This is a genomic window from Sporacetigenium mesophilum DSM 16796, assembly GCF_059569055.1.
Genome location: NZ_JCANUR010000002.1, coordinates 108,762 through 131,008, shown reverse-complemented (window position 1 = coordinate 131,008; position 22,247 = coordinate 108,762). Strand labels below are relative to the sequence as shown.

General features: G+C 29.4%; 23 protein-coding genes. 3 read left to right on the top strand and 20 right to left on the bottom strand.

What is annotated here, in order from left to right; genetic code table 11:
* Positions 1–53: 53 nt before the first annotated feature.
* The 12 genes from BS62_RS03750 to BS62_RS03695 form a co-directional block, all read right to left on the bottom strand.
* Positions 54–932: an FUSC family protein gene (locus BS62_RS03750; RefSeq protein WP_496489910.1), complete on the bottom strand. Its 879-nt coding sequence runs from the start codon at positions 930–932 to the stop codon at positions 54–56.
* A gap of 165 nt (positions 933–1,097) precedes the next feature.
* On the bottom strand, positions 1,098–1,436 hold the full coding sequence (locus tag BS62_RS03745; protein ID WP_496489909.1) for a hypothetical protein: 339 nt from the start codon (positions 1,434–1,436) through the stop codon (positions 1,098–1,100).
* Positions 1,437–1,572: 136 nt separating this feature from the next.
* Positions 1,573–1,941, bottom strand: a complete 369-nt coding sequence (locus tag BS62_RS03740; RefSeq protein ID WP_496489908.1) for a hypothetical protein — start codon at positions 1,939–1,941, stop codon at positions 1,573–1,575.
* Positions 1,942–2,063: 122 nt separating this feature from the next.
* Positions 2,064–2,717, bottom strand: a complete 654-nt coding sequence (phoU, locus tag BS62_RS03735; protein WP_496489907.1) for a phosphate signaling complex protein PhoU — start codon at positions 2,715–2,717, stop codon at positions 2,064–2,066.
* A gap of 45 nt (positions 2,718–2,762) precedes the next feature.
* Positions 2,763–3,521: a phosphate ABC transporter ATP-binding protein PstB gene (pstB, locus tag BS62_RS03730; protein WP_496489906.1), complete on the bottom strand. Its 759-nt coding sequence runs from the start codon at positions 3,519–3,521 to the stop codon at positions 2,763–2,765.
* Between the two features lie 13 nt (positions 3,522–3,534).
* Entirely contained in the window at positions 3,535–4,398 is an 864-nt protein-coding gene (gene pstA / locus BS62_RS03725; RefSeq protein WP_496489905.1) for a phosphate ABC transporter permease PstA, read from the bottom strand.
* Positions 4,399–4,400: 2 nt separating this feature from the next.
* Positions 4,401–5,276, bottom strand: coding sequence for a phosphate ABC transporter permease subunit PstC (gene pstC, locus BS62_RS03720; protein ID WP_496489904.1), 876 nt, complete (start codon positions 5,274–5,276; stop codon positions 4,401–4,403).
* A gap of 232 nt (positions 5,277–5,508) precedes the next feature.
* A complete protein-coding gene (locus BS62_RS03715; protein ID WP_496489903.1) occupies positions 5,509–6,444 on the bottom strand; it encodes a PstS family phosphate ABC transporter substrate-binding protein in 936 nt (311 codons plus the stop codon).
* A 304-nt stretch (positions 6,445–6,748) separates the two neighbouring features.
* A complete protein-coding gene (locus BS62_RS03710; RefSeq protein ID WP_496489902.1) occupies positions 6,749–7,696 on the bottom strand; it encodes a PstS family phosphate ABC transporter substrate-binding protein in 948 nt (315 codons plus the stop codon).
* Between the two features lie 224 nt (positions 7,697–7,920).
* Positions 7,921–9,711 (bottom strand): oligoendopeptidase F, encoded by a 1,791-nt coding sequence (gene pepF / locus BS62_RS03705; RefSeq protein WP_496489901.1) that lies wholly within the window; start codon positions 9,709–9,711, stop codon positions 7,921–7,923.
* Between the two features lie 24 nt (positions 9,712–9,735).
* The gene (locus tag BS62_RS03700; protein ID WP_496489900.1) at positions 9,736–10,581 is read right to left on the bottom strand and encodes a DegV family protein; all 846 of its coding nucleotides are present in this window, start codon (positions 10,579–10,581) and stop codon (positions 9,736–9,738) included.
* Between the two features lie 58 nt (positions 10,582–10,639).
* The gene (locus tag BS62_RS03695) at positions 10,640–11,296 is read right to left on the bottom strand and encodes an MgtC/SapB family protein (RefSeq protein ID WP_496489899.1); all 657 of its coding nucleotides are present in this window, start codon (positions 11,294–11,296) and stop codon (positions 10,640–10,642) included.
* Positions 11,297–11,430: 134 nt separating this feature from the next.
* On the opposite strand from BS62_RS03695, the gene proC reads away from it, so the two are divergent.
* The gene (gene proC / locus BS62_RS03690; RefSeq protein ID WP_496489898.1) at positions 11,431–12,246 is read left to right on the top strand and encodes a pyrroline-5-carboxylate reductase; all 816 of its coding nucleotides are present in this window, start codon (positions 11,431–11,433) and stop codon (positions 12,244–12,246) included.
* On the opposite strand, the gene BS62_RS03685 is transcribed toward proC, so the two are convergent.
* From BS62_RS03685 to BS62_RS03675, 3 genes are all read right to left on the bottom strand, one after another.
* A complete protein-coding gene (locus BS62_RS03685) occupies positions 12,243–13,103 on the bottom strand; it encodes a mechanosensitive ion channel family protein (protein WP_496489897.1) in 861 nt (286 codons plus the stop codon). The genes proC and BS62_RS03685 overlap by 4 nt on opposite strands.
* Before the next feature lie 102 nt (positions 13,104–13,205).
* Complete coding sequence (locus tag BS62_RS03680) at positions 13,206–13,370, bottom strand: aspartyl-phosphate phosphatase Spo0E family protein (protein WP_496489896.1); 165 nt, start codon at positions 13,368–13,370, stop codon at positions 13,206–13,208.
* A 70-nt stretch (positions 13,371–13,440) separates the two neighbouring features.
* A complete protein-coding gene (locus BS62_RS03675; RefSeq protein ID WP_496489895.1) occupies positions 13,441–13,950 on the bottom strand; it encodes a Gx transporter family protein in 510 nt (169 codons plus the stop codon).
* A 261-nt stretch (positions 13,951–14,211) separates the two neighbouring features.
* Between BS62_RS03675 and BS62_RS03670 the strand changes: the two genes are divergently transcribed.
* Both BS62_RS03670 and feoB read left to right on the top strand, forming a co-directional pair.
* Complete coding sequence (locus BS62_RS03670) at positions 14,212–14,430, top strand: FeoA family protein (protein WP_496489986.1); 219 nt, start codon at positions 14,212–14,214, stop codon at positions 14,428–14,430.
* Positions 14,431–14,443: 13 nt separating this feature from the next.
* A complete protein-coding gene (feoB, locus tag BS62_RS03665) occupies positions 14,444–16,393 on the top strand; it encodes a ferrous iron transport protein B (protein WP_496489894.1) in 1,950 nt (649 codons plus the stop codon).
* Between the two features lie 40 nt (positions 16,394–16,433).
* Here the strand turns inward: feoB and htrA are convergent, their stop codons facing one another.
* The 5 genes from htrA to BS62_RS03640 all read right to left on the bottom strand — a co-directional run bounded on the left by htrA (position 16,434) and on the right by BS62_RS03640 (position 22,235).
* Positions 16,434–17,519 carry a serine protease HtrA gene (gene htrA / locus BS62_RS03660; RefSeq protein ID WP_496489893.1) on the bottom strand — a complete coding sequence of 362 codons (1,086 nt, stop codon included), beginning with the start codon at positions 17,517–17,519 and terminating at the stop codon, positions 16,434–16,436.
* A 139-nt stretch (positions 17,520–17,658) separates the two neighbouring features.
* A complete protein-coding gene (locus tag BS62_RS03655; RefSeq protein WP_496489892.1) occupies positions 17,659–19,011 on the bottom strand; it encodes a glucose-6-phosphate isomerase in 1,353 nt (450 codons plus the stop codon).
* Positions 19,012–19,093: 82 nt separating this feature from the next.
* Positions 19,094–19,939, bottom strand: a complete 846-nt coding sequence (locus tag BS62_RS03650; RefSeq protein WP_496489891.1) for a carbon-nitrogen hydrolase family protein — start codon at positions 19,937–19,939, stop codon at positions 19,094–19,096.
* The gene (locus tag BS62_RS03645) at positions 19,923–20,528 is read right to left on the bottom strand and encodes a DNA-3-methyladenine glycosylase (RefSeq protein ID WP_496489890.1); all 606 of its coding nucleotides are present in this window, start codon (positions 20,526–20,528) and stop codon (positions 19,923–19,925) included. The genes BS62_RS03650 and BS62_RS03645 overlap by 17 nt, the downstream gene beginning before the upstream one ends.
* An 84-nt stretch (positions 20,529–20,612) precedes the next feature.
* Positions 20,613–22,235, bottom strand: coding sequence for a Na/Pi cotransporter family protein (locus BS62_RS03640; protein WP_496489889.1), 1,623 nt, complete (start codon positions 22,233–22,235; stop codon positions 20,613–20,615).
* Between the last annotated feature and the right edge of the window lie 12 nt (positions 22,236–22,247).

Sequence of the window (22,247 nt, the reverse complement as noted above, 5' to 3'; positions counted from 1 at the left end):
CATGTTCCTTTCATAAGGTTTATATCTATTTATTGTTCTCTAAAATTTCTACTTTATTCCATTATTTCATTTGAATTGTGTATTATACCTATTTCCTTAATTAACATACCTAGGTGATAATTAAATACAGGGCTTTCTTCATCGCCAATATCTCTTTTTAAATCAAATTTTTTATATAGCTTTTTTAATTCGGTATAATTCTTGTTACTTAAATAACATTTTTCATTTAATAAAGTTATAGATTGTAAGTGAAAGTATATTTCTCTACACACATCTATTGTTTTTCTAAGGTTTTCTATTTCTATATCATCATTTCTATATTCAAGTTCATCTGTAAATCGTTGATATGTTAATTCTAATTTTATTATTTCTTCATTAAAACTATCTATATCAATATCATTATCATATATTATTTTTTCTTTTATTAATTCCATAGATTTTTTTTCTATTGTCTTTAATTCACTTAACACATCTTTTAAATAATCCGGTCTAATAATAAAGTAGTTTACAACTAAAGCTATTATTATCCCTGCTGCCGTATCTACAGTTCTATTTATTGAATACAATAATACGTTTTGTTCACCAACACCTAGTAATATAGAACAAAATACTACAGATGCTATAGATACGGATTTTTTTATATTAAGCATATTACATATATATATTAAAGCTATTATACCTACACCAGTTAATATAGGATCTCCAGGATGTATCAATGCAAATAAGTATCCAATTATAGCCCCCACTACAGTTCCTTTTATTCTATTTGTACCTGCTTTTAATGAACCTTTTACTGTGTTTTGCATAGTCACTACACATGCTATAGCTGCATATAGTGGGTTTTGTAGTATTCCTATGGTTCCAACTAAAACAGATAAGGATACACCAATTCCTGTTTTTATAGTTCTCATTCCTATTTTCTGTAACTTCAAGCCATAACACCCCCTACTTATATTTTCTATATTATGATACCATTAATTTGAAATTTTTATAACAATATAAAAAATTCGCTTTGCTCATGTCGCCAACGACCTTAAAAAACAGATAAATTATAATTTCCTTAAATATAAAAAAGCCTTTTAAAAAGGCTTTGTATATTAATAAAAATATGGATAATTTTTATACTTTTTTCTTCTTTTTAAAATTTCTTCAATTAAAAGTATTTTAATAATATCTTTAAGGAGATAGTCTTCATAATATCTATAATAGCCGGCCGTATCTTCACCTTCATTTACTTTACGATAAAATTCTCTTGTATATGACTCATGAATATTATCTACCAATTCTTTGAATTTATCTTGTGTAGGAAATGGATACATATATTTATTTTTATCACACTCTTCGCAAATGTTTTTTACATGCTCAGTTAATATAGTATATATTTTCGGGTAATAGTTTTTTGATATAGTCTCACAGTAATCATAATAGTTATACATGTCCAAGCCTCCTCTCCTGTAGTACTATAGTATTTTATGATTTTTAAAAATATTTTGTTACAAAACTAATAAAAATTCGCTGTAATTAAAAAATAACCGTTGATAAATTATCAACGGCATATTGAAATATTTAATATTAATATCCAAAATATCCAGGGTAACCATAACCAGGATATCCATATCCAGGATAACTATATCTTCTTCTTCTTCTTCCAAGAAGTCTTTGTAGAAGAAGTATTAGACCTAAATCTCTAACAAATCTACGTCCATATTGTCTAGTTAATTCATCTTCTTCTTCTATTGATCTGTTATTATCTCTTTCATATCTATCCATTATCATATCAGTCATTTCTTCTATTCTTTCATCGCTAGGAAATGGATACATATCTTCGTTTTGATCATATCTATCACAAACATATATTACATGTTGTACTAAAACTCTATATACCTTTGGATAGTGCCTATTAGCCATTTGTTCACAGTATTGATAATAATTATATTGCATTATCTTACCCCCTGATGTCAATATATACTAGATATAAATTGTACAAATTATATCTAGTATATATTATGTTCTCTATATGTTTATTGTTAATAAAAAATAAAAAAGCTGGCATTTCTACCAGCTTAATCGAATTCTATCATTTCTCCACTAACAGTATATATTATACTTTCGCATATATTGGTTATGTGATCTCCAATTCTCTCTAAATATCTTCCAACAGCTAATAATTTAACCCCTTGATTGATATTTCTACTATCTCTGTGCATAGCAGCTAATGCATCTATATATACATCATGGTATAAATTATCAACTATATCATCTTCTAAAGCTATTTGGTATGCTAATTTGTCATCACCTAATATTAGTGCATCTTTAATTCTTCTTAGCATATCTGCACATATATCACTCATTTTAGGGATATCTATAAGAGGTTCTACATGTTCTTCATTTCCTATTTTTATAGTTTCCATAGCTATATTTACAGAATAATCGCCGATTCTCTCTAAGTCCAAAGCTATCGTACCTAAAGCATATATAGTTCTTAGATCTTTAGCCATTGGCTGTTTTAATGCTATAAGCTCTATGCTTCTTTCTCTTATATAGTCCCTTAATGAATCTATTTCATCATCTTTTTTAATAACTTCTCTACATGCATCTAAATCCTTGGCTACCATAGCCTCTACAGATTTTATAACTAATTCTTCACACTTCTCAATCATTTTAATTGTATAGTTTTTAAGTGTCTCTATATTTAAATCTATACCTTTTTGTTCCACTTAGATTACACCCCTATTCTATAGTTTTTATTATTATTCTATATCTTAGCCAAATCTTCCTGTTATATAATCTTCAGTTCTCTTATCTCTTGGAGCAGTAAATATCTTTTTAGTCTCATCAAGCTCTATTATTTCTCCCATTAAGAAAAATGCTGTATTATCTGATATTCTAGCTGCTTGTTGCATTGAATGAGTAACAATAACTATTGTAAAATTCTTTTTAAGATTTTCTACTAATTCTTCTACCTTTGCAGTTGCTATTGGATCTAATGCAGAAGTTGGTTCATCCATTAGTATTACCTCTGGTTGCATAGCTATAGTTCTAGCTATACACAGCCTTTGTTGCTGACCTCCTGATAAAGCCCAAGCTGATTTATCCAATCTATCTTTAACTTCATCCCAAAGTGCTGCTCCTCTTAAACTTTTTTCTACTATTTCATCTAATTCCTTTTTATTATTTATACCATGTCTTTTTGGTGCATACACTATATTTTCATATATAGATTTTGGAAATGGATTTGGCTTTTGAAATACCATTCCTACCCTTTTTCTTAATTCTTCTACCTCAATGTCTGAAGAATATATATCTTTCCCATCTAGTAGTATATTTCCATCTACTTTTGTTCCTTCTATTAAATCATTCATTCTATTTAAAGTTCTTAGAAATGTCGACTTACCACATCCTGAAGGACCTATAAATGCAGTTACCTTATTTTTTTCTATATCAATATTTATGTTTTTTAATGCCTTAAAATCCCCATAATAAAAATCTAGATTATTAACTTTTATCTTCGTGTTAGACATAATCTTGTCCTCCTTAACGTTTTATTCTATCTTGATATTTATTTCTTAATAATATCGCTGTTAAATTTGTCAGTATTAATAATCCAAGTAATAATATTATCCCAGCAGAAGCAACATTTTGAAACTCCGCCTGTGGCTTCCCAGCCCAAGAATATATTTGAAGCGGTAGTGTTGTAAATTGATCAAGTGGAGATGAAGGTGAGAACCATATAGCTGCTGCTCCACCTACAAGTAATAATGGTGCAGCTTCTCCTAATGCCCTTGATATAGCAAGTATTGTACCTGTAAGTATTCCTGGCATAGAGTAAGGAATTATAACTCCCATTATAGTATCCCATTTGCTAACACCTAAACCATAAGAAGCTTCTTTTAAATCTCTTGGAACTGTTTTTAATGCTTCTTGAGAAGATACTATTATTAAAGGCAATATTAGAAGTGCCATTGTTAACGATCCAGCCATAATACTTCTTCCTAATCCAAGTAATCTTACAAATAATGTTAGTCCAAATATACCATATACAACTGAAGGTATACCTGCTAGATTATTTATATTAACTTGTATTAAAGATGTAAATTTATTTTTTGATGCATATTCTTCTAAATATAGAGCTGTTCCAACTCCTAGAGGGAACGCAATTATTATTGTAATTAATATAACCCATATAGATCCAGCAAGAGCTGCAGCAACGCCTGCTTGAGATGGTATTCTAGATGTATAATTAAAAATAAATTGTGGCGTTAAATGAGAAATTCCATCTACAATAACTCTACCGAACAATGCAACTAATATACTCAATGAAAATAGTACTGAAAGTATTAATATGCCGTGGAATATATTATCATTACGCTTACGTGCTTTTATATTTGAATGACTCATTATTAATATTCCTCCCTCATTTTATTAGTTATATATCTTGCCAATATATTCATAGATAAAGTTAACAAGAATAACACTAAGCCAACTACATATAAAGTTTGAGATTCTATAGAACCTTGAGCTATATCACCTTGACTTACTTGGGCTATAAATCCTGTCATTGTCTGTATACTTTCAAGAGGATTTAAGGTAAGTTTTGGATTAGACCCAGCAGCTAATGCAACTATCATTGTTTCACCTATAGCTCTTGATATAGCCAGTATAAACGATGATATTATACCTGATATAGCTGCAGGTAAAACTACTCCTCTTACAGTCTCCTGCTTTGTAAGACCAAGTGCATACGCAGCTTCTCTTAAGCTACTTGGCACTGCTTGCATTGAATCTTCACTTAAAGATGCTACCATTGGTAGAGTCATTACTCCTACTGCTATAGCAGCACTTAATGCATTATATATACTAGTTTGAGGGAATATATTTTGTAAAACTGGAGTTATAGTAGTTAATGCGAAAAATCCATATACTATAGATGGTATACCTGCTAATATTTCTAATAAAGGCTTTATAAACTTTCTAACCCTTTTATCTGCATATTCACTTAAATATATTGAACTTAAAAGTCCTATAGGTATAGATATAAGTGATGAAAATACTACAATTAAAAACGTACCTGATAATAAAGGTAATATACCATAGTGTTTTGGATTTAATAAAGGAGTCCATTGTTTAGAAAATAAAAATTCTGTTAATGGAACCTGTTTAAAAAATGCTAAACTCTCATATATTAAGATTAAGAATATACCTATTGTAACGAGTACAGATATACTTCCAAAAGTTGCAAGAATATATTTAATTATTTTTTCTTTAGTCTTCTTCATCCCATTTCCTCCTGATATTTTGCATTGTTTATCTTAATTTATTTTACATCCTTAGATTAACACTCCTATATTTAATTTTTGTTAAATAGGCGTTATGTATATGTTAACTTTGTTAAGTGTATGTTAATTCAATATATTTTTTCTATAATTAGTTTGTCGTTTTTATTTTGTAATATACTATATTAAATTTGAACACTAGTAAATAAGAAAGGATACCCTAGGGTATCCTTTCTTATTTACTAGATGATATTTCTTTTAATTGCTTATCATAATCTTTATCTGGTAGTGCAACATAACCCGTGCTTGGAACTATTTTTCTACCTTCACCTAGATAATATTCAATAAAACCTTTCATCAAAGGCTTTTTATTCATATTATCTACATTTATATATAAATATAAAGCTCTTGATAAAGGAGCATATTCTCCACTTTGTATAGTTTCTTGAGTTGGTTCTATACCATTTACCTTAACTGATTTTAACTTATCAGTATTTTCGTAGTAATAAGCAAATCCAAAGAATCCTATTGAATATTTATCTCCTTGTACCCCAGTCACTAGCACATTATCATCTTCACTTGCCGTATAATCCGTTCTTATAGCTCCAGCTTCTCCTGTAATTTCTTCAGTGAAATATTCAAATGTTCCAGACTCGCTACCTGGTCCATATAATCTTATTTCTTCATTAGGCCATTCAGGTCTTACATCACTCCAATTTGTAACTTTACTATTTGGTTCCCATATCATTTTTAATTCTTCAGTAGTTATGTCTGTACACCAGTCATTTTGTTTATTAACAGCTATAGTTATTCCATCATTAGCTATAACTAGTTCTTTAATATTTGTATTAGCTTTATTTGCCTTTTCTAATTCTTCATCTTTTATATGTCTAGATGCATCGGCTATATCGATTTCGCCTTTTATTAATTTTTCTATACCTGCCCCTGTACCTCCAGCTCCTATAGTTATCTTAACTCCTCTATTTGCCTTTGAATATTCCTCGCCTATAGCCTCCGTTATTGGAAATACCGTACTTGACCCATCTATAAATATGGATTTTTCATTATTTTTAGAACATCCAACAGTTAAGCCACTTAATAACATAATCGATAGAGATATTACCAATAATTTTGTTATATTTTTTTTGAAATATCTATTGTTTTTTGCCATAAATTACACCGCCCTGTAAATATAATATACATTACTATAAATTCATTTTTTACTATGAGTAAATAATTTATACTCATACAATTTTTATATTGCTTTGAAATATCAGCATACATCTTATATGTTAACTAAAGATTAAGGTTATGTTAGAAGTATGTAAAGAATGTTAATAAAATGTAAAAAATCGCGTTCTTCATGTCTACAGCAGCTTTAAAAGTTAGAAATCTTGCTTAAGCTTATGTTTTAGATATCCTTGTAATTAAAAAAAGACTGCATTTATGCAGTCCTTTCTATACTCTTATTTAGGTTATTTTACCTCTTGAACTTCTTCTAACATTTTTGTATATTCAGAGTCGGGTAAAGCAACATATCCAACTTGAGATGCTATTTCTTTTCCAACTTCACCTAAATAGAACTCAACATAAGCTTTAACTTCTGGTTTTTCTAATAATGCTTTTTCACTTACATATATATATAATGGTCTAGATAATGGAGCATAAGTTTTGTTTTGTATTGTTTCGTGATTTGGAGCAACTCCGTTTACTGATACCGCAGCTAACTTATCTTGATTTTCATAGTAGTAAGAATATCCAAAGAATCCCATAGCATTTTTATCACCAGCGACACCTGTAACTAATACGTTATCATCCTCACTTGCTGTATAATCAGTTCTTATAGCTGCCTTTTCACCGTTGATTTCTTCAGTAAAATACTCAAATGTTCCTGATTCACTACCTGGTCCATATAATTTTATTTCTTCCTTTGGCCATTCAGTTCTTACGTCACTCCACATTTTAACTGTACTGTTTGGCTCCCATATTTTCTTTAACTCATCTGTTGTTATATCTTTGGCCCAAGTATTTTGTGGGTTTATAACTATTGTTATACCGTCATATGCAACTTCTATTTCCTTATATTTTATTCCGGCTTTTTCAGCTTCAGCTTTTTCCTCATCTTTAATTCCTCTTGATGCATCAGCTATATCTATTTCCCCTTTTAAGAATTTTTCAAAGCCTCCACCAGTACCAGACGTTCCTACCGTTACGTTAACTCCTTGGTTTTGTTTTCCAAATTCTTCTGCAACACCTTCAGATATAGGAAATACTGTGCTTGATCCATCTATTATTACCGTTCCTTTTAAATCAGAAGTATTTCCTCCTTGGTTGGAACTTCCACACCCTACCAATATACCTGCTGATAAAACTCCAACTAAACCTAATGAAACTAATTTACTCATGTTTTTCTTTAAAGACATAGTAATTTCCCTCCATATATTCTTAAGTTTTTATTTTACTTTCTTATTTGCTACATCATTAGAATACAGCTTGCATGTTAAGTAAAAGTTAAGGTAGAGTTATGTGTATGTAAAAATTGTTAATAGAGTGTAAAAATTCGCTGCACTCATGTAGCCAACGACCTTAAAAGCAGAGACCTTGCTCAAGAAGTTGTTGTTTCCTTAAATATAAAAAAGAGACGTTTTTAACGTCTCTTTTCATCTTCTAATTCATCGACTAAGTTTTTGAACACCTCTAAGGCACTTTCTATGGATTCTTTTTTCTCCATATCTACTCCTGCTTTTCTTAATTGGTTTAATGGATAATCAGATCCTCCACTTTTTAGAAACTCTAAATATCTATCTACTGCTGGCTTTCCTTCACTTAATATCTGTTGGCTTAAAGCGCTAGCTGCTGAAAAACCTGTAGCATATTTATATACATAGAAATTATTATAGAAATGAGGAACTCTAGCCCATTCTAAACCTATTTGTTTATCTACTTCCATACTATCTCCATAATATTTTTTATTTAAATTATAATATATTTCATAAAATTCATCTGATGTTAAAGGTTCTCCACCTTCTGCTTTTTCATGAGTGATTTTTTCAAATTCAGCAAACATAGTTTGTCTATATACCGTTGTTCTAAACTGCTCTAAATAGTAATTTAACAGATAGAAACGTTCTTCTTTTGATTTTGCATTTTCAAGCATATAGTTCATAAGTAACAATTCATTTAATGTAGATGCTACTTCTGCAACAAATATCTTGTATCCTGAATATAAATAAGGCTGACTAGTTTTTGAGTAATAACTATGAAGAGAGTGACCTAATTCATGAACCAATGTAAATAATGAATTTAAATCATCTTTATAACTCATTAGTATATACGGTACTGAATCGTAGCTTCCCCATGAATAAGCGCCGCCTTGTTTGCCTTCATTTTCATATACATCTATCCAACGCTCAGAAAAAGCTCTTTTTAAAACACTAATATAGTCTTCTCCTAAGGGTTTAAGAGCTTCTATTATTATCTCTTGAGCTTTTTCATAAGGTATCTTCATGTCTAACTGAGAAGCTAAAGGAACATATAAATCATACATATGGAATTCTTCTAATTCAAGAAACTCCTTTTTTAAGTTTAAGTATTTATTAAAAGTATCTAAACTTTCAGACACTGCATCTATTAAGTTATTATATACAGATACACTTATATCGTCTTTAAAAAGTGACGACTGAAGTGCAGACTCATATTTTCTAGCCTTTGAATAAAAGATCTCTTTTTTTATTCCGCCATACAATGTAGATGAAAATGTGTTTTTGTATGATTCATATGTTGCATATACATTTTCAAATGCATCTTTTCTAACTCTTCTATCTTTACTTTGAAGCATTTTAGTAAAGTTTTGATGAGTGAGCCTTACGATATCTCCATTTTCATCTTTTATTTCCGGAAACTTCATATCTGCAAAAGAAAACATTTCAAATACCTTGTCTGGAACAGATGCTATATCACCAACTGCAGCTAATAGTTCTTCTTCCTTTTCAGATAATGTATGCGGTTTTTCTCTTAATATATCATCTATGGATTTCTTATAAAATTTAAGCTTTTCATCCTTTAGATATTCATTTAGCTTGTCTTCATCCATAGATATTATTTCTGGAACCATATATGATACAGATGTAGACAACTGAGTAGCTAACATATCAGTTTTAGTAGCCCACCCCTGATTTGCATTTATTCTGGTATCTTCATGTTGTTTCATGTGAGTATATACGTATAAGCTTTGTAATATTCTAGACGCTTTCTCAGATAAGTTTAAGGCATTATATAAATTTTCTTTACTATCTGCTAGTTTCCCTTTATACTTTTGTATTTCCCCTATTATATCATTAACTTTTTTTATATCAGAATCTATCTTTTCTTTATCCGAATACATAGAATCTATATTCCATTTATATTTTTCTTCTATATTACTTCTCTCTATTCCCATATTATCTTTCTCCTTTTTTAAGAGTTAATTAAAACTTATAAGAAGAGCCCCTTCAGCTGCATAAGTTCCTATTATAGGACCTATTTCACTCATTAATATACTTTTGAAATTGTATTTTTCTTCTATCATACTTTTAAGCTTTAAAGCCTTTTCCTCACAATTTCCATGAGCTATACCTATTACTTTATTAGGTATATCAGTTATATGTTCCTCCATAATTTCTAATAATTTTCTAATACTTTTCACTTCACCTCTAGCTTTATCATGTGTCTTTACTAGACCATCTTCAACTTTAACTATTACTTTTAAGTTTAGGGCATTTATTATTTTTCCTGCAAAAGCATGGACTCTTCCACCTTTAACTGCATTTTCTAGTGTATCTAACGCTACATATACCCTTATATTTTCTTTTTCTTTTTCTATTATACTTACTATTTCATCTAAAGGTTTTCCTGAATTTATTAGCTCTGCTGCTTTTAAAACTAATATACTTATTCCCAATGATCCACTTAATGTATCTATTACTTCTATTTTTTTTGAAGAATTGCCTTCTAAATACATATTTTTAGCAATTAATGCATTATTATACGTACTAGACAATTTAGAGGATAAACATATTACTAAAATCTCTTCTTCTTCGCAATCAAACTTTTCTAAAAATCTGTCAGGAGATGGGCTAGAAGTCTTAGGAAGATTTGTGCTATTTTTCATTTTTGAGTAAAAAGTTTCATTGTCTATTTCAACTCCTGATACAAAACTTTCTTCTTCAAATAAAACATTTAGTGGAACTACATGTATATTATTCTCTTGTAATAAATTATTAGGTAAATCACAAGAACTGTCAGTTACTAATCTTATTCTTTTGCTCAATTTATACACCTCAATCTTATTTTTTTAATCATGTATTAATTTAATATTTTATAATAGTTTACTCTAAATAGTCTATACTAATTATATTTTTTACATCATCTAATTCTTTTATTAGCTCATTTAATACTATTCTTCTATCATGTAATATTGTAAAATTTATATTTCGTTTGTTATCTTCTGTTTCTGTTATATTCATATTTTTAACTATTATACTGTTTTCCTCTAATATTTCAAATATTAAAGGTACTATTGCTGTACTGTAAGTTTTAACAGTAAATACAGTCAATTTTCTTTTAAACAGCTTTCTATCTAGATATTTCAATATATATAATGTTGTCATTACAAATAACCATGCTAGTATACTTAATTCATAATATCCAAAACCTACCGCTATACCTATACAGGCTGTAGTCCATATACCAGCAGCTGTTGTAAGGCCTCTTATTCCATTAGATGTTTTTAGTATAGCCCCTGCTCCTAAAAAACCTATTCCTGACAACACTTGTGCAGACAATCTAGCTGGGTCTATATTATATTTATAACTAAATTCAGTAAACAGCATTATAGATGTTATAGACGATATGCAAGACCCTACTGCTACTAATATATGCGTTCTAAAACCAGCAAATTGATGAGATCTCTCTCTTTCTATCCCAGTCATCCCCCCTATTAAAAGTGCAACTAACAATCTTAATGCCATTTCTTTTGTAGACATCACATTCCTCCTTAATCCACTTTTATTTATAATATTTGTATATTTATAAAATAATGCATATTAATTAGTTTTATATTAAAATATAGATAGTGCTTATATTATATGATTACGAAAGTACAATAGGAGGTATGCATATGAATAAAAAAATAGGATTCATAGGATGCGGAAATATGGCTCAATCTATAATAGGTGGGATTTTGTCATCTAATTTAGTTAATAGTACAAATATAATGGCAAGTAACCCAACTGATACTAAACTTCAATATGTAAAAAAACAATATAATATTCTTACAACTAATAATAACATAGATGTAGCTAATTTTTCAGATATATTATTTTTGGCTGTTAAACCAAATAAATATACCGATGTAATATGCGAAATAAAAGATTATGTAAAACAGGATGCAGTTATTGTAAGTATAGCTGCTGGTATCACTATAGAATCTATAGAGAACCACTTTTTAAAGGATATTAAGGTAGTTAGAACCATGCCAAATACCCCTTGCTTAGTAAAGGAAGGGATGTCAGCTATAAGTTTTAACTCCTCAATAAATTGTGAAGAAAAAGATATAATATTAAGTATATTTGGATCTTTTGGAAAAGCAGAAGTTATAGATGAAAAACTAATGGATGTTATTCCTGCTGTAAGTGGTTCTTCGCCAGCTTATGTATATATACTTATAGAAGCTTTAGCAGATGGAGCAGTTCTTCAAGGAATGCCTAGAAATCAGGCTTATAAGTTTGCATCTCAAGCTGTTTTAGGTGCTGCTAAAACGGTATTAGAAACTGGAGAGCATCCAGGATCATTAAAAGATAAAGTCTGCTCTCCAGGTGGGACTACTATTGAGGCGGTATATGAGCTTGAAAAAAATAATTTTAGAGCTAGTATAATCTCAGCTATGCAATCATGTACCAAAAAAGCTATAGAAATGAGCAAAAAGAGCTGTTAATCACAGCTCTTTTCTTGTACATAATCACTATACCCACTGTATAATATGTTTACATTTGTTGGGTATGCAACCTTTATTCCTTTTTCTCTAAAAGTTATCAATATTTGTAGCCTAGCATCTTTTAATACATCAAAATACTTAAAGGGTTCTATTGAGCCTGTTATAGTATATTGTACTCCTACTGGAACATCTACTATATCGGTTACCCCATATACAGTAAATGGCTCTGATGGTTCATTCATCATGTTTTTGATTAAAAATTGTTTGTATTTTTCATTTAATATGTTACATACCTCTTCTAGTACCTCTATAATATAAATTGGGTCTTCTTCATAAGAAACCCTTACGTGAGCTACAGCTCTCATTTTGTTTCTACTGTAATTTCTTAATGATGTTATATTTCCATTTGGTATAGTGATTCTTCTTGAGTCCCAATCTCTTATACTGAGACTTCTTAGTCCTATTTCTTCTACTGTTCCTCTAAACTCTTCATTTATTATTACAAAATCTCCAACTTTCATCTGTTTCTCAAACAATATAAAAAATCCATTTAGTATATCTTTTAGAAAACTTTGAACTGCTAAACCTGCTATTAACCCTACTATACCCGCTCCAGTTACCAATGTTTCAAATTTATTAAAATCTATTATTTTAAATTCTCTCAAAATTAAGGTAACTGTTACAATAAATATGACATAATAAGAAAATGATATTATTATACTGCTCAAAGTTTTTTCATATTGTCTATCAAATCTAGTTATATCAAATACCTTAGAAGTTATATACCTTATAACTTTTAATATTGCATAAGCACCAATAATTATTATTATTGATTTGAACAAACTATATAGCAACATACAACTCACCTTTTAAATATGTATTTATAGCTATTTAGGATTATTGACTATATATTTTAATAGTATGCAGTTTTGGAAATAAAAAAAAGCCTTTAAAAGGCTTTAGTCTCTTGACAATTCTACATATTTATTTATTAATATATCTATTTTTTGGCTAGTTTCAACTAACTCTTCTTTAAATATATCAGGATACTGTATATATCTGTTAATTTCTTCTCTTAGAGCTTCTATTTCGTCTTTTATTTTATCTAAATCAACTTTTATCATGTTAACCACCATTAAATGTTTTAGTTTTAGTACTGTTTAGTAATATTTTACCAAAGTTAATTATAGTATGTCAATAAACCTTTTGCTGCATCTTAGATAAGTTGTTTAAAGTAAATTTTGATACTATACCAACGAAAATTCCAGTTGGTACAGATGCTATAAGCATATACGGCAGATAAGTAAAAATAAGTCCACTTTCTATTATCAAAGATGCCACCATAAGTTGCCCTATATTATGACATACAGCACCTACAATGCTTACACCTACAACCGAAAAACTTTTTATCTTCAGACATAAACTCATACCTAATAAACTTAAATAGGCACCAGATATACTAAATAATAAAGCCGATACAGGTCCCGCGAACATAGATGATAATATAACTCTAATAGTGATTATTATAAAAGTATCTTTAAATCCTAACAAAGATAATGATACTAATGTAATAATATTTGTAAGGCCTAGTTTAGCTCCTGGAAATAAAGCTATTAGCGGATTTGGTATATAGCTTTCTACTATATACAAAACTAAACTATATGCTATAAGCAAACTCATATGAGTTAACTTTTTAGTTCTCATAATCATACCCCTTTCAAATATCTTATGTCTACATTATAATACAAATTCTTTATTAATGAAACTAATTTCGTGAGTATTTTTATTCATTAATATATTAATAAAAAATTATTAATATATTATTATAGCAATCATTTAAAGATATTAGGATATTTACTACTATTTTTATATGTTTACTATATTTTTACAGTGTTAAACATTGACTTACTAGAGAATACGTGATATATTTTAAATGAGAATGAAATTCATTAGGAGGTATTAATGATGACTGTTTACGATTTGAAAATAGGCCAAAGTGGTACTATTAATTCTATAAAAGGTAATGCAAGATTAGCAAAAAGATTATTAGCATTAGGGTGTGTTGAAGAAACAGAAGTTAAAGTAACAAAAGTTGCACCATTTGGTGATCCTATAATCATAAGATTAAGAGGCTTTGATTTGGCTATAAGAAAAGATGATGCTAAAAATATATATTTAAAATAAGGAGGATACTACTATGACTACAGTAGCATTACTTGGTAATCCTAATGTAGGTAAAACTACAGTATTTAATGCTCTTACTGGTTCCAAGCAATATGTTGGAAACTGGCCAGGAGTTACAATAGAGAAAAAAGAAGGATTTGCAACCAATGATATAAAGGTTGTTGATTTACCTGGGATATATGCAATGGATACATTTTCTAACGAAGAAAAAGTTTCTAAAAATTTCTTGGAAAGTGGAGATGTTGACGTTATAGTTGATATAGTAGATGCATCTAACTTAGTTAGAAATTTATATCTAACTACTCAATTAGCTCAGTTTAATAAACCTGTAATATTAGTGCTTAACATGATTGACGTGGCTGAGTCTAAAGGTATACATATAGACTATAACAAGTTATCTAGTGAACTCGGGGTAACTGTTATACCTATAGTAGCCAGAAAAAATGAAGGAATAAATAATATTATAAGCACAATAGAATCAAATAACTTTAATAAAACCTCAATGAAAAAAGATTTTGGAAATGAAGATCAAACTTATAAGTATTTAGAAAAGCTTGTTTCAAAATGTACTAAGCAAGATTTTAGTGAAAAAGAAAGTATAACTGAAAAAATAGACAAAATAGTTTTAAACCCATTACTTGCTTATCCTGTGTTTTTAGGATTATTATGGTTAGTATTTGAATTTACCTTTAAATGGTTCGGCCAACCAATAGCTGATATGCTAGATGTATATGTAGCCGAAATCTTAATGCCTGCAGCTTCAAATATATTAAGTGGATCAAGTCCTTGGTTTGCTTCACTAATAGTTGATGGTATACTAGGTGGAGTTGGATCTGTTATAGTATTCTTCCCTATAGTATTTGCATTATTCTTAGGGTTATCTTTATTAGAAGATAGTGGATATATGGCAAGATCAGCGTTTTTAATGGATAGCTTAATGAGAAAAATAGGTTTATCTGGTAAAGCTTTTATTCCTCTTGTAATGGGATTTGGTTGTTCTACTCCAGCAATAATGGCTGCTAGAACTTTAGAAAGTGAAAAGGACAGAAAACTTACAGCTCTTTTAGCTCCACTTATGTCGTGTAATGCTCGTTTAACTGTTTATGCATTATTTGCTTCAATATTCTTCCCTGAAAAAGAATCTTGGGTAGTTTTATCACTATATATATTAGGTATAATAATTGCTGTATTAGTTGGCTTAGTATTAAAAAATACTTATTTTAATAAACAAGAAGAACCATTTATACTAGAACTTCCAGAATATAAAATGCCTCAACCTAAGAGTATAATAAAACATACATGGGAAAAATCTAAAGGATTTTTAGTAAAAGCAGGTACAGTAATATTCTCTATGTCTATAGTTATATGGTTAGTTTCATTCTTTAACTTTTCAGGATATACAACAGATATAAATAATAGTTTCTTATCTATTATAGGTTCTGTAATTGCACCTATATTTGCACCACTTGGATTTGGAACATGGCAAGCATCAGTATCATTGCTTACAGGTTTAGTTGCTAAAGAAGTTGTTGTTGGTAGTATGGGTGTTATATACGGAGATTTAACTACAGTTTTACCTCAACAATTTACAGCATTAACAGCTTATACATTTATAGTGTTTGTTTCATTATATACCCCATGTATATCTGTTTTGGCTACTCTGAAGAAGGAATATGGAAATAAAATGATGTTTACATCATTTATATATCAGCTTGTATTAGCTTGGGTAATATCATTTGTTGTTTATACTATCGGAAGTATATTCACAGGATCATTTGAAGTTTCTAGATTTATAGAATTAGCTGTTACAGCTGGAATACTGGCAATAGCATTTAAAATACTTTATGGAAGATTTGGTCCAAAATCTTCAGGTTGTTCAAGTTGCTCTGGTTGCCCTCATGAAAATAACTGTAGTACGAAACCAGAAACTACAGTACAAGAATTAAACAAAAAAGAAGCATAAATATATAAAAGAGATAGCCTAGGCTATCTCTTTTATATATTTATTTATTAAATACAGTATTTAAATTTTTTATATTTCCATTTCTATTTACAGTAATATTAACCTTATCCCCAAGTGAGTATTTATATAACACTTTGTTTAAGTCACTCATAGAACTTATATTATCATTTTCTATATTTTTTATTATATCTCCTGCTTTAATTCCTGATTTATAAGCAGTACTATTTTTTACTACTTCTACTACATAAACACCTTCATTACTTTGTAATTTCTCTCCTGTCGCTGCTTCATAAGTTTGAACATCTACACCCTTTATTCCTAACATAACCTTTTCAAAATCACCATTTTCTATTATTTGATCTATTATAGGTTTAGCAGTATTTATAGGTATAGAAAACCCTAATCCTTCTCCTTGAGCTGCCTTGGCTGTATTTATACCTACAACCTCACCTTTTGAATTTAACAACGGCCCTCCACTATTACCTGGATTTATACTAGCATCAGTCTGCATAAGCCCAGTCATAGCTGCATTTTCGGTTTGTATGCTTCTATCTAACCCACTTATAATACCTTGAGTAACACTTCTTTGAAATTCAAGTCCAAGGGGATTTCCTATAGCGATTGCTATATCTCCAATTTGAACGTTATCACTATCTCCTAAATCTGCTACAGGTAAATCAACTTTATCTACCTTTACAAGTGCTAAATCCATTTGAGGATCATTCCAAAGTACCTTGCCTTGAGAAGTATTTCCGTCATTAAAAAGAACCCCTACATCTACAGCTTCCCCATCTGATACAACATGTGAGTTAGTAAGAATATATCCATCAGAATGTACTATGACTCCCGTTCCAACCCCTTGTAACTCCTGAGGTAGTGAAAATATATTACTTCTATCTATTGTTACAGTAGTTATACCTACAACTGAAGGCATAGATTTTTCTGTTACAGCACGATATATATTTTCAGATTTTCCATCGCCTTGTACTACTATTTTTTGCTCACTATTATTTGTATTAGTTTGCTTGTCATCAATTATTATAGGTGCGGCATATAAAGTAATTGCACTTCCTATTACAGCTCCTAATATAGCTGCTATAAGTATTTTAGCTATACCTCTAAACAATTTAATCCATCCCTTTCTTATATGTACTTATCTTTATTTTATTTTGATAATATGAAGATAATATGTAGATAATATAAAAAATCATAATATTTTTTGAAATTTTAAAAAGAGAGATATATAGATATCTCTCTAAATTTAACTATATATTTAATCTTTTTTCTAATTCTTCTTTTTCCTTTTCATATCCTGGTTTACCTAGCAATGCAAACATGTTTTTCTTGTAAGTTTCTACTCCTGGTTGATCAAATGGATTTACACCTAAAATATATCCACCAATTGCGCATGCCTTTTCAAAGAAATATACTAAATACCCAAAGTTATACTCATCAAGCTTTGGTATATTTATTATCAAATTAGGTACATTTCCATCTGTATGTGCAAGTAATGTTCCTTCAAAGGCCTTTTGATTTACAAAGTCTACAGTTTTTCCAACTAAGTAGTTTAATCCATCTAAGTCCTGCTCTTCTTTTTGTATTTTTATTTCTTTTCTCGAAGTTTCAACATTTAATACAGTTTCAAATAGGTCTCTTCTACCTTCTTGGATATATTGTCCCATTGAATGTAAATCTGTTGAAAAGTCTACTGACGCTGGATATATCCCCTTGTTATCCTTTCCATCACTTTCTCCATATAATTGTTTCCACCATTCACCTATAAAGTGTAGGTGCGGCTCATAGTTCACTAATAATTCTATATTTTTTCCTTTTCTATTAAGAATATTTCTGACTATAGCATATTGGTAACAATTGTTTTCTTTTAAATTGTCTACTTTAAAATCATCATGTGCATCTTGTGCACCTTTCATGATTTCATCTATATTAAACCCTGCTGCAGCTATAGGCAGTAATCCCACTGCAGTTAATACAGAATAACGTCCTCCTATATCATCAGATATAACAAAGGTCTCATAACCCTCAGACTGAGATAGATTTCTTAGTGCTCCTTTACTAGAGTCAGTTGTAGCATATATTCTCTTACTTGCTTCTTCTTTCCCATATTTTTTTTCTATGTATTCTTTAAATATTCTAAATGCTATAGCTGGTTCTGTAGTAGTGCCTGATTTAGATATGACATTTATTGATATATCCTTGTCTTTTATTATATCAATTATATCCATTATATAAGTTGAACTTATATTATTACCTACAAAGTATACCTCGGGACCTTTTCTTTCTTCTTTAGATAGATTATTTCTTAAAGAATGTCCCATCATTTCTATAGCAGCTCTTGATCCTAAATAAGAACCCCCTATGCCTATTACCAATAAAACATCAGAGTCATTTTTTATCTTCTCTGCACACTTTTTTATTCTTTTAAATTCTTCCTTATCATAATTATAAGGTAGTTCAAGCCAACCTAAAAAGTCATTTCCTGGACCAGTTTTATTATGTAGCATTTCATGGGCAACTTTAACAAAAGGTTCCATATAATCCAATTCGTGTTGTTCAAAAAACTTTATCGCTTTAGAATAATCAAAATTTATCTTACTCATCTATTTACCTTCCCCTAATTGTAAAATTTTACTTTTGTAATTTTTATTATATCAAATTTATAAATTTTTCTTCAATATAAGTTTAATTCTTAACTAAATTTACTACATTATATATATCAGTCCTTCTATGTTTTAGTATTGGAAGTTCCTCTCTAACTTCATCTAAGTAGTCCAAGTCAACATCACAATACATAATGCCTTCTTTTTCATCCAATTCCCCTAATGTCTTTCCATATGCATCGCAAACTTTGCTATGACCATATACTATATATTTTTCATTGTAGTTTCTAGCTGGACTTACTGCAGCAACATACACTTGATTGTCTATAGCTCTTGCTTTTATTAGAGTGTCCCAGTGAGAACTTCCTGTAACTGTATTAAATGCTGCAGGAACTATTATTAAATTGGCTCCTTTATCTACCATCATTCTAAATATCTCTGGAAATCTCATATCATAGCATATTGCAAGACCTATTTTGCAAAATTCTGTATCAACTACTGTTATATCGCTTCCACTCGATATTGTATCAGATTCTTTTATTTTTAACTTGTCTTTTATATCAACATCATATAAATGAATTTTTTTATGTTTTCCTATTATATTTCCTTCTCTGTCAAAAGCATATGATGTATTATAATATTTGTCACCCTTTTTTTCACATATAGATCCAGCAAATACATATACATTATTTTCCCTAGCAGCTTCTGATATTCTTTGTAATGTATAGCTATTTGCCTCTTCTTCAGCATTTTTAATAAATAAAGATGTCCTATATGGCGTATTAAACATCTCACCTAGACATATTATATCTGAATTGTTTGCACTTGCTTTTTTAATAAATTCTACAGCTTTATCAACATTATATTTCTTATCTTCTTTAGTTAAAGTTTGACATAATGCCAATTTAAATTTATTTTTTTGATACATATTTATTCCCCCTAATATAATATCTCCATAAGAAATCTTTAGCTTCTTCTGCATAGTCTATATTTATTCTTTTTGAATGGACAATATCCTTTTCTTCTAGATTTTCTCCCTCTAATATATATATGCAACTGCTAGTACATAAATCTTCTCCATATAAACTTTTATTTATATTCATTGCAATACATAATTTTCCCGGTCCATTTGTTAAATCCTTCATTTTTTTGTTATTTATTTCTTTAAATCTATTAACCATCATATATTCTATTCCTTCTATAGGCTCAACTGCCCTTACTAAAACAGCCCCACCACCTCCCTTTGGCCCACCTACAACATTAAAACAATAATACATTCCATAAATTAAATAAATGTAGGCATGTCCCCCTTCTTCAAATATTATTTTTGTTCTTTCTGTTAGTTTGTTATTATTTGCATGAGCTGCTTTATCTCCTTGAGTCTTATAGGCTTCTGTCTCTACTATTTTACATACTATCTTTTTATTATCATATTCTCTAATTAGATACTTACCCAATAAATTTTTTGCAACTATTTCTGTATCATCTAAATAAAATTCTCTATTTAACTTATTCATATAAAATCCTCCGTAATTTATAATACTACAAAAAAGAGTTCTATATTATTCTTCATAATATAGAACTCTTTTATTACATTAACATTATTTTTTTATTAAATTACCGGCTTTTATAACTTGTTGAGCTATATTTACTGAGTGATCTGATACTCTTTCTAAATTGCTTATTAAGTCTAAGAATATAACTCCACTATCTACACTACATAAATTATTGTTTAATCTGTGCATATGGTTAGATCTACATGATTTTTCCATTAAGTCAACTTGCTCTTCCATTTTTATGACTCTATATGCTAAATCTATATCTCCATTTTTCATAGCTTCTAAAGAGTATTTATACGTTGATATAACCTTATTATAAAGATCTCTAAGCTCTTCAACACCTTTTTCAGATAACTTAACATCTTTTTCTATAGCTCCTTGGGCTAATTCAGCTATATTTTCTGCATGATCGCCTATTCTTTCTATATCATTAACTGTATTAAATAATTCATCAACAACTTCTCTAGCAGTTTCAGATAAAGGAGCCTTAGATAATTTTAGCAAATAATTTAATAAGTCTTTTTGTAATTGATTTATTAACTTTTCTGTTTCAAAAGTTTTGTTAACTTTCTCATTTGATTTTTCAAATAAACTATCCATAGAAGTTTCTAGAGCTTCTTTTGCTTTTTTACCCATTCTTAAAACTTCTTTTACTGTGTTTCCTAATGCTATTTCAGGTGTTTCTATCATTCTATCATCTAAATATTTAGTAGGTTTAGATTCATTTTCATCTTCTTTAATCGGTAGAATTTTCATAGATAGTTTAACTAATAACCCTGCAAATGGAAGTTGTATTATAACATTTATTAAATTAAATAAAGTATGCGAGTTTGCTATTTGTCTTGATATATCATTAGGATCTAGTGATGTAACTAAAGCCATTATAGGTCTATTTAACAACAGCATAAATAATATAGTCCCTATAACGTTAAATGATAAATGCATTATAGCTGCTCTTCTAGCGTTTTTGCTAGCTCCTATACTTGATAATAAAGAAGTAACACAAGTACCTATATTATCCCCATACAGTATAGGCAATGCTGCTGCTAATGGTAGGAGTCCTTGAGATGCTAAAGCTAATAGCATACCCATAGAAGCACTTGAGCTTTGTACTATTGCTGTTATACCAAAACCTGCTAAAACGCCTAATATTGGATGTTGTCCAAATCCTACTAAAGTATCTACAAACCCTTGATATTCTCTTAAAGGTTTTACTGCATCTTTCATAAATTCCATACCAGTAAATAATATACCAAATCCGATAAATATTTCAGCTATATGCTTTGTCTTTTGCTTAGATGAAAATAAGTACATAACTACACCTATTCCTAAAGCCACTGGAGCCATTCCTTCTAAATCAAATGACACAAGTTGGGCAGTCATAGTTGTTCCTATGTTAGCACCCATTATAACACCTATAGCTTGAGATAAATTCATTATTCCAGCATTAACAAATCCAACTACCATAACTGTAGTTGCACTACTACTTTGTATAACTGCTGTAACTAATGTTCCTATAAGAACCCCCATTATACGATTGCTAGTTAAAAGTTCGATTATTCTCTTTAATTTAGCACCCGCTGATTTTTGTAGTCCCTCTCCCATTAAATGCATACCATATAAGAAAAGACCCAATCCGCCTATTATGCCTAATGCTATTTCCACTTATAATTTCCT

What these genes read in the sequence shown, in the direction of transcription:
- BS62_RS03685 (WP_496489897.1), bottom strand. Translation starts at nt 13,103, where the DNA reads ATGTTGCTATATAGTTTGTTCAAATCAATAATAATAATTATTGGTGCT.
- pstC (WP_496489904.1), bottom strand. Translation starts at nt 5,276, where the DNA reads ATGAAGAAGACTAAAGAAAAAATAATTAAATATATTCTTGCAACTTTT.
- feoB (WP_496489894.1), top strand. Translation starts at nt 14,444, where the DNA reads ATGACTACAGTAGCATTACTTGGTAATCCTAATGTAGGTAAAACTACA.
- BS62_RS03655 (WP_496489892.1), bottom strand. Translation starts at nt 19,011, where the DNA reads ATGAGTAAGATAAATTTTGATTATTCTAAAGCGATAAAGTTTTTTGAA.
- BS62_RS03645 (WP_496489890.1), bottom strand. Translation starts at nt 20,528, where the DNA reads ATGAATAAGTTAAATAGAGAATTTTATTTAGATGATACAGAAATAGTT.
- proC (WP_496489898.1), top strand. Translation starts at nt 11,431, where the DNA reads ATGAATAAAAAAATAGGATTCATAGGATGCGGAAATATGGCTCAATCT.
- BS62_RS03670 (WP_496489986.1), top strand. Translation starts at nt 14,212, where the DNA reads ATGACTGTTTACGATTTGAAAATAGGCCAAAGTGGTACTATTAATTCT.
- pstB (WP_496489906.1), bottom strand. Translation starts at nt 3,521, where the DNA reads ATGTCTAACACGAAGATAAAAGTTAATAATCTAGATTTTTATTATGGG.
- pepF (WP_496489901.1), bottom strand. Translation starts at nt 9,711, where the DNA reads ATGGGAATAGAGAGAAGTAATATAGAAGAAAAATATAAATGGAATATA.
- BS62_RS03710 (WP_496489902.1), bottom strand. Translation starts at nt 7,696, where the DNA reads ATGTCTTTAAAGAAAAACATGAGTAAATTAGTTTCATTAGGTTTAGTT.
- BS62_RS03675 (WP_496489895.1), bottom strand. Translation starts at nt 13,950, where the DNA reads ATGAGAACTAAAAAGTTAACTCATATGAGTTTGCTTATAGCATATAGT.
- BS62_RS03740 (WP_496489908.1), bottom strand. Translation starts at nt 1,941, where the DNA reads ATGCAATATAATTATTATCAATACTGTGAACAAATGGCTAATAGGCAC.
- pstA (WP_496489905.1), bottom strand. Translation starts at nt 4,398, where the DNA reads ATGAGTCATTCAAATATAAAAGCACGTAAGCGTAATGATAATATATTC.
- BS62_RS03695 (WP_496489899.1), bottom strand. Translation starts at nt 11,296, where the DNA reads ATGTCTACAAAAGAAATGGCATTAAGATTGTTAGTTGCACTTTTAATA.
- BS62_RS03680 (WP_496489896.1), bottom strand. Translation starts at nt 13,370, where the DNA reads ATGATAAAAGTTGATTTAGATAAAATAAAAGACGAAATAGAAGCTCTA.
- BS62_RS03745 (WP_496489909.1), bottom strand. Translation starts at nt 1,436, where the DNA reads ATGTATAACTATTATGATTACTGTGAGACTATATCAAAAAACTATTAC.
- BS62_RS03650 (WP_496489891.1), bottom strand. Translation starts at nt 19,939, where the DNA reads ATGTATCAAAAAAATAAATTTAAATTGGCATTATGTCAAACTTTAACT.
- BS62_RS03715 (WP_496489903.1), bottom strand. Translation starts at nt 6,444, where the DNA reads ATGGCAAAAAACAATAGATATTTCAAAAAAAATATAACAAAATTATTG.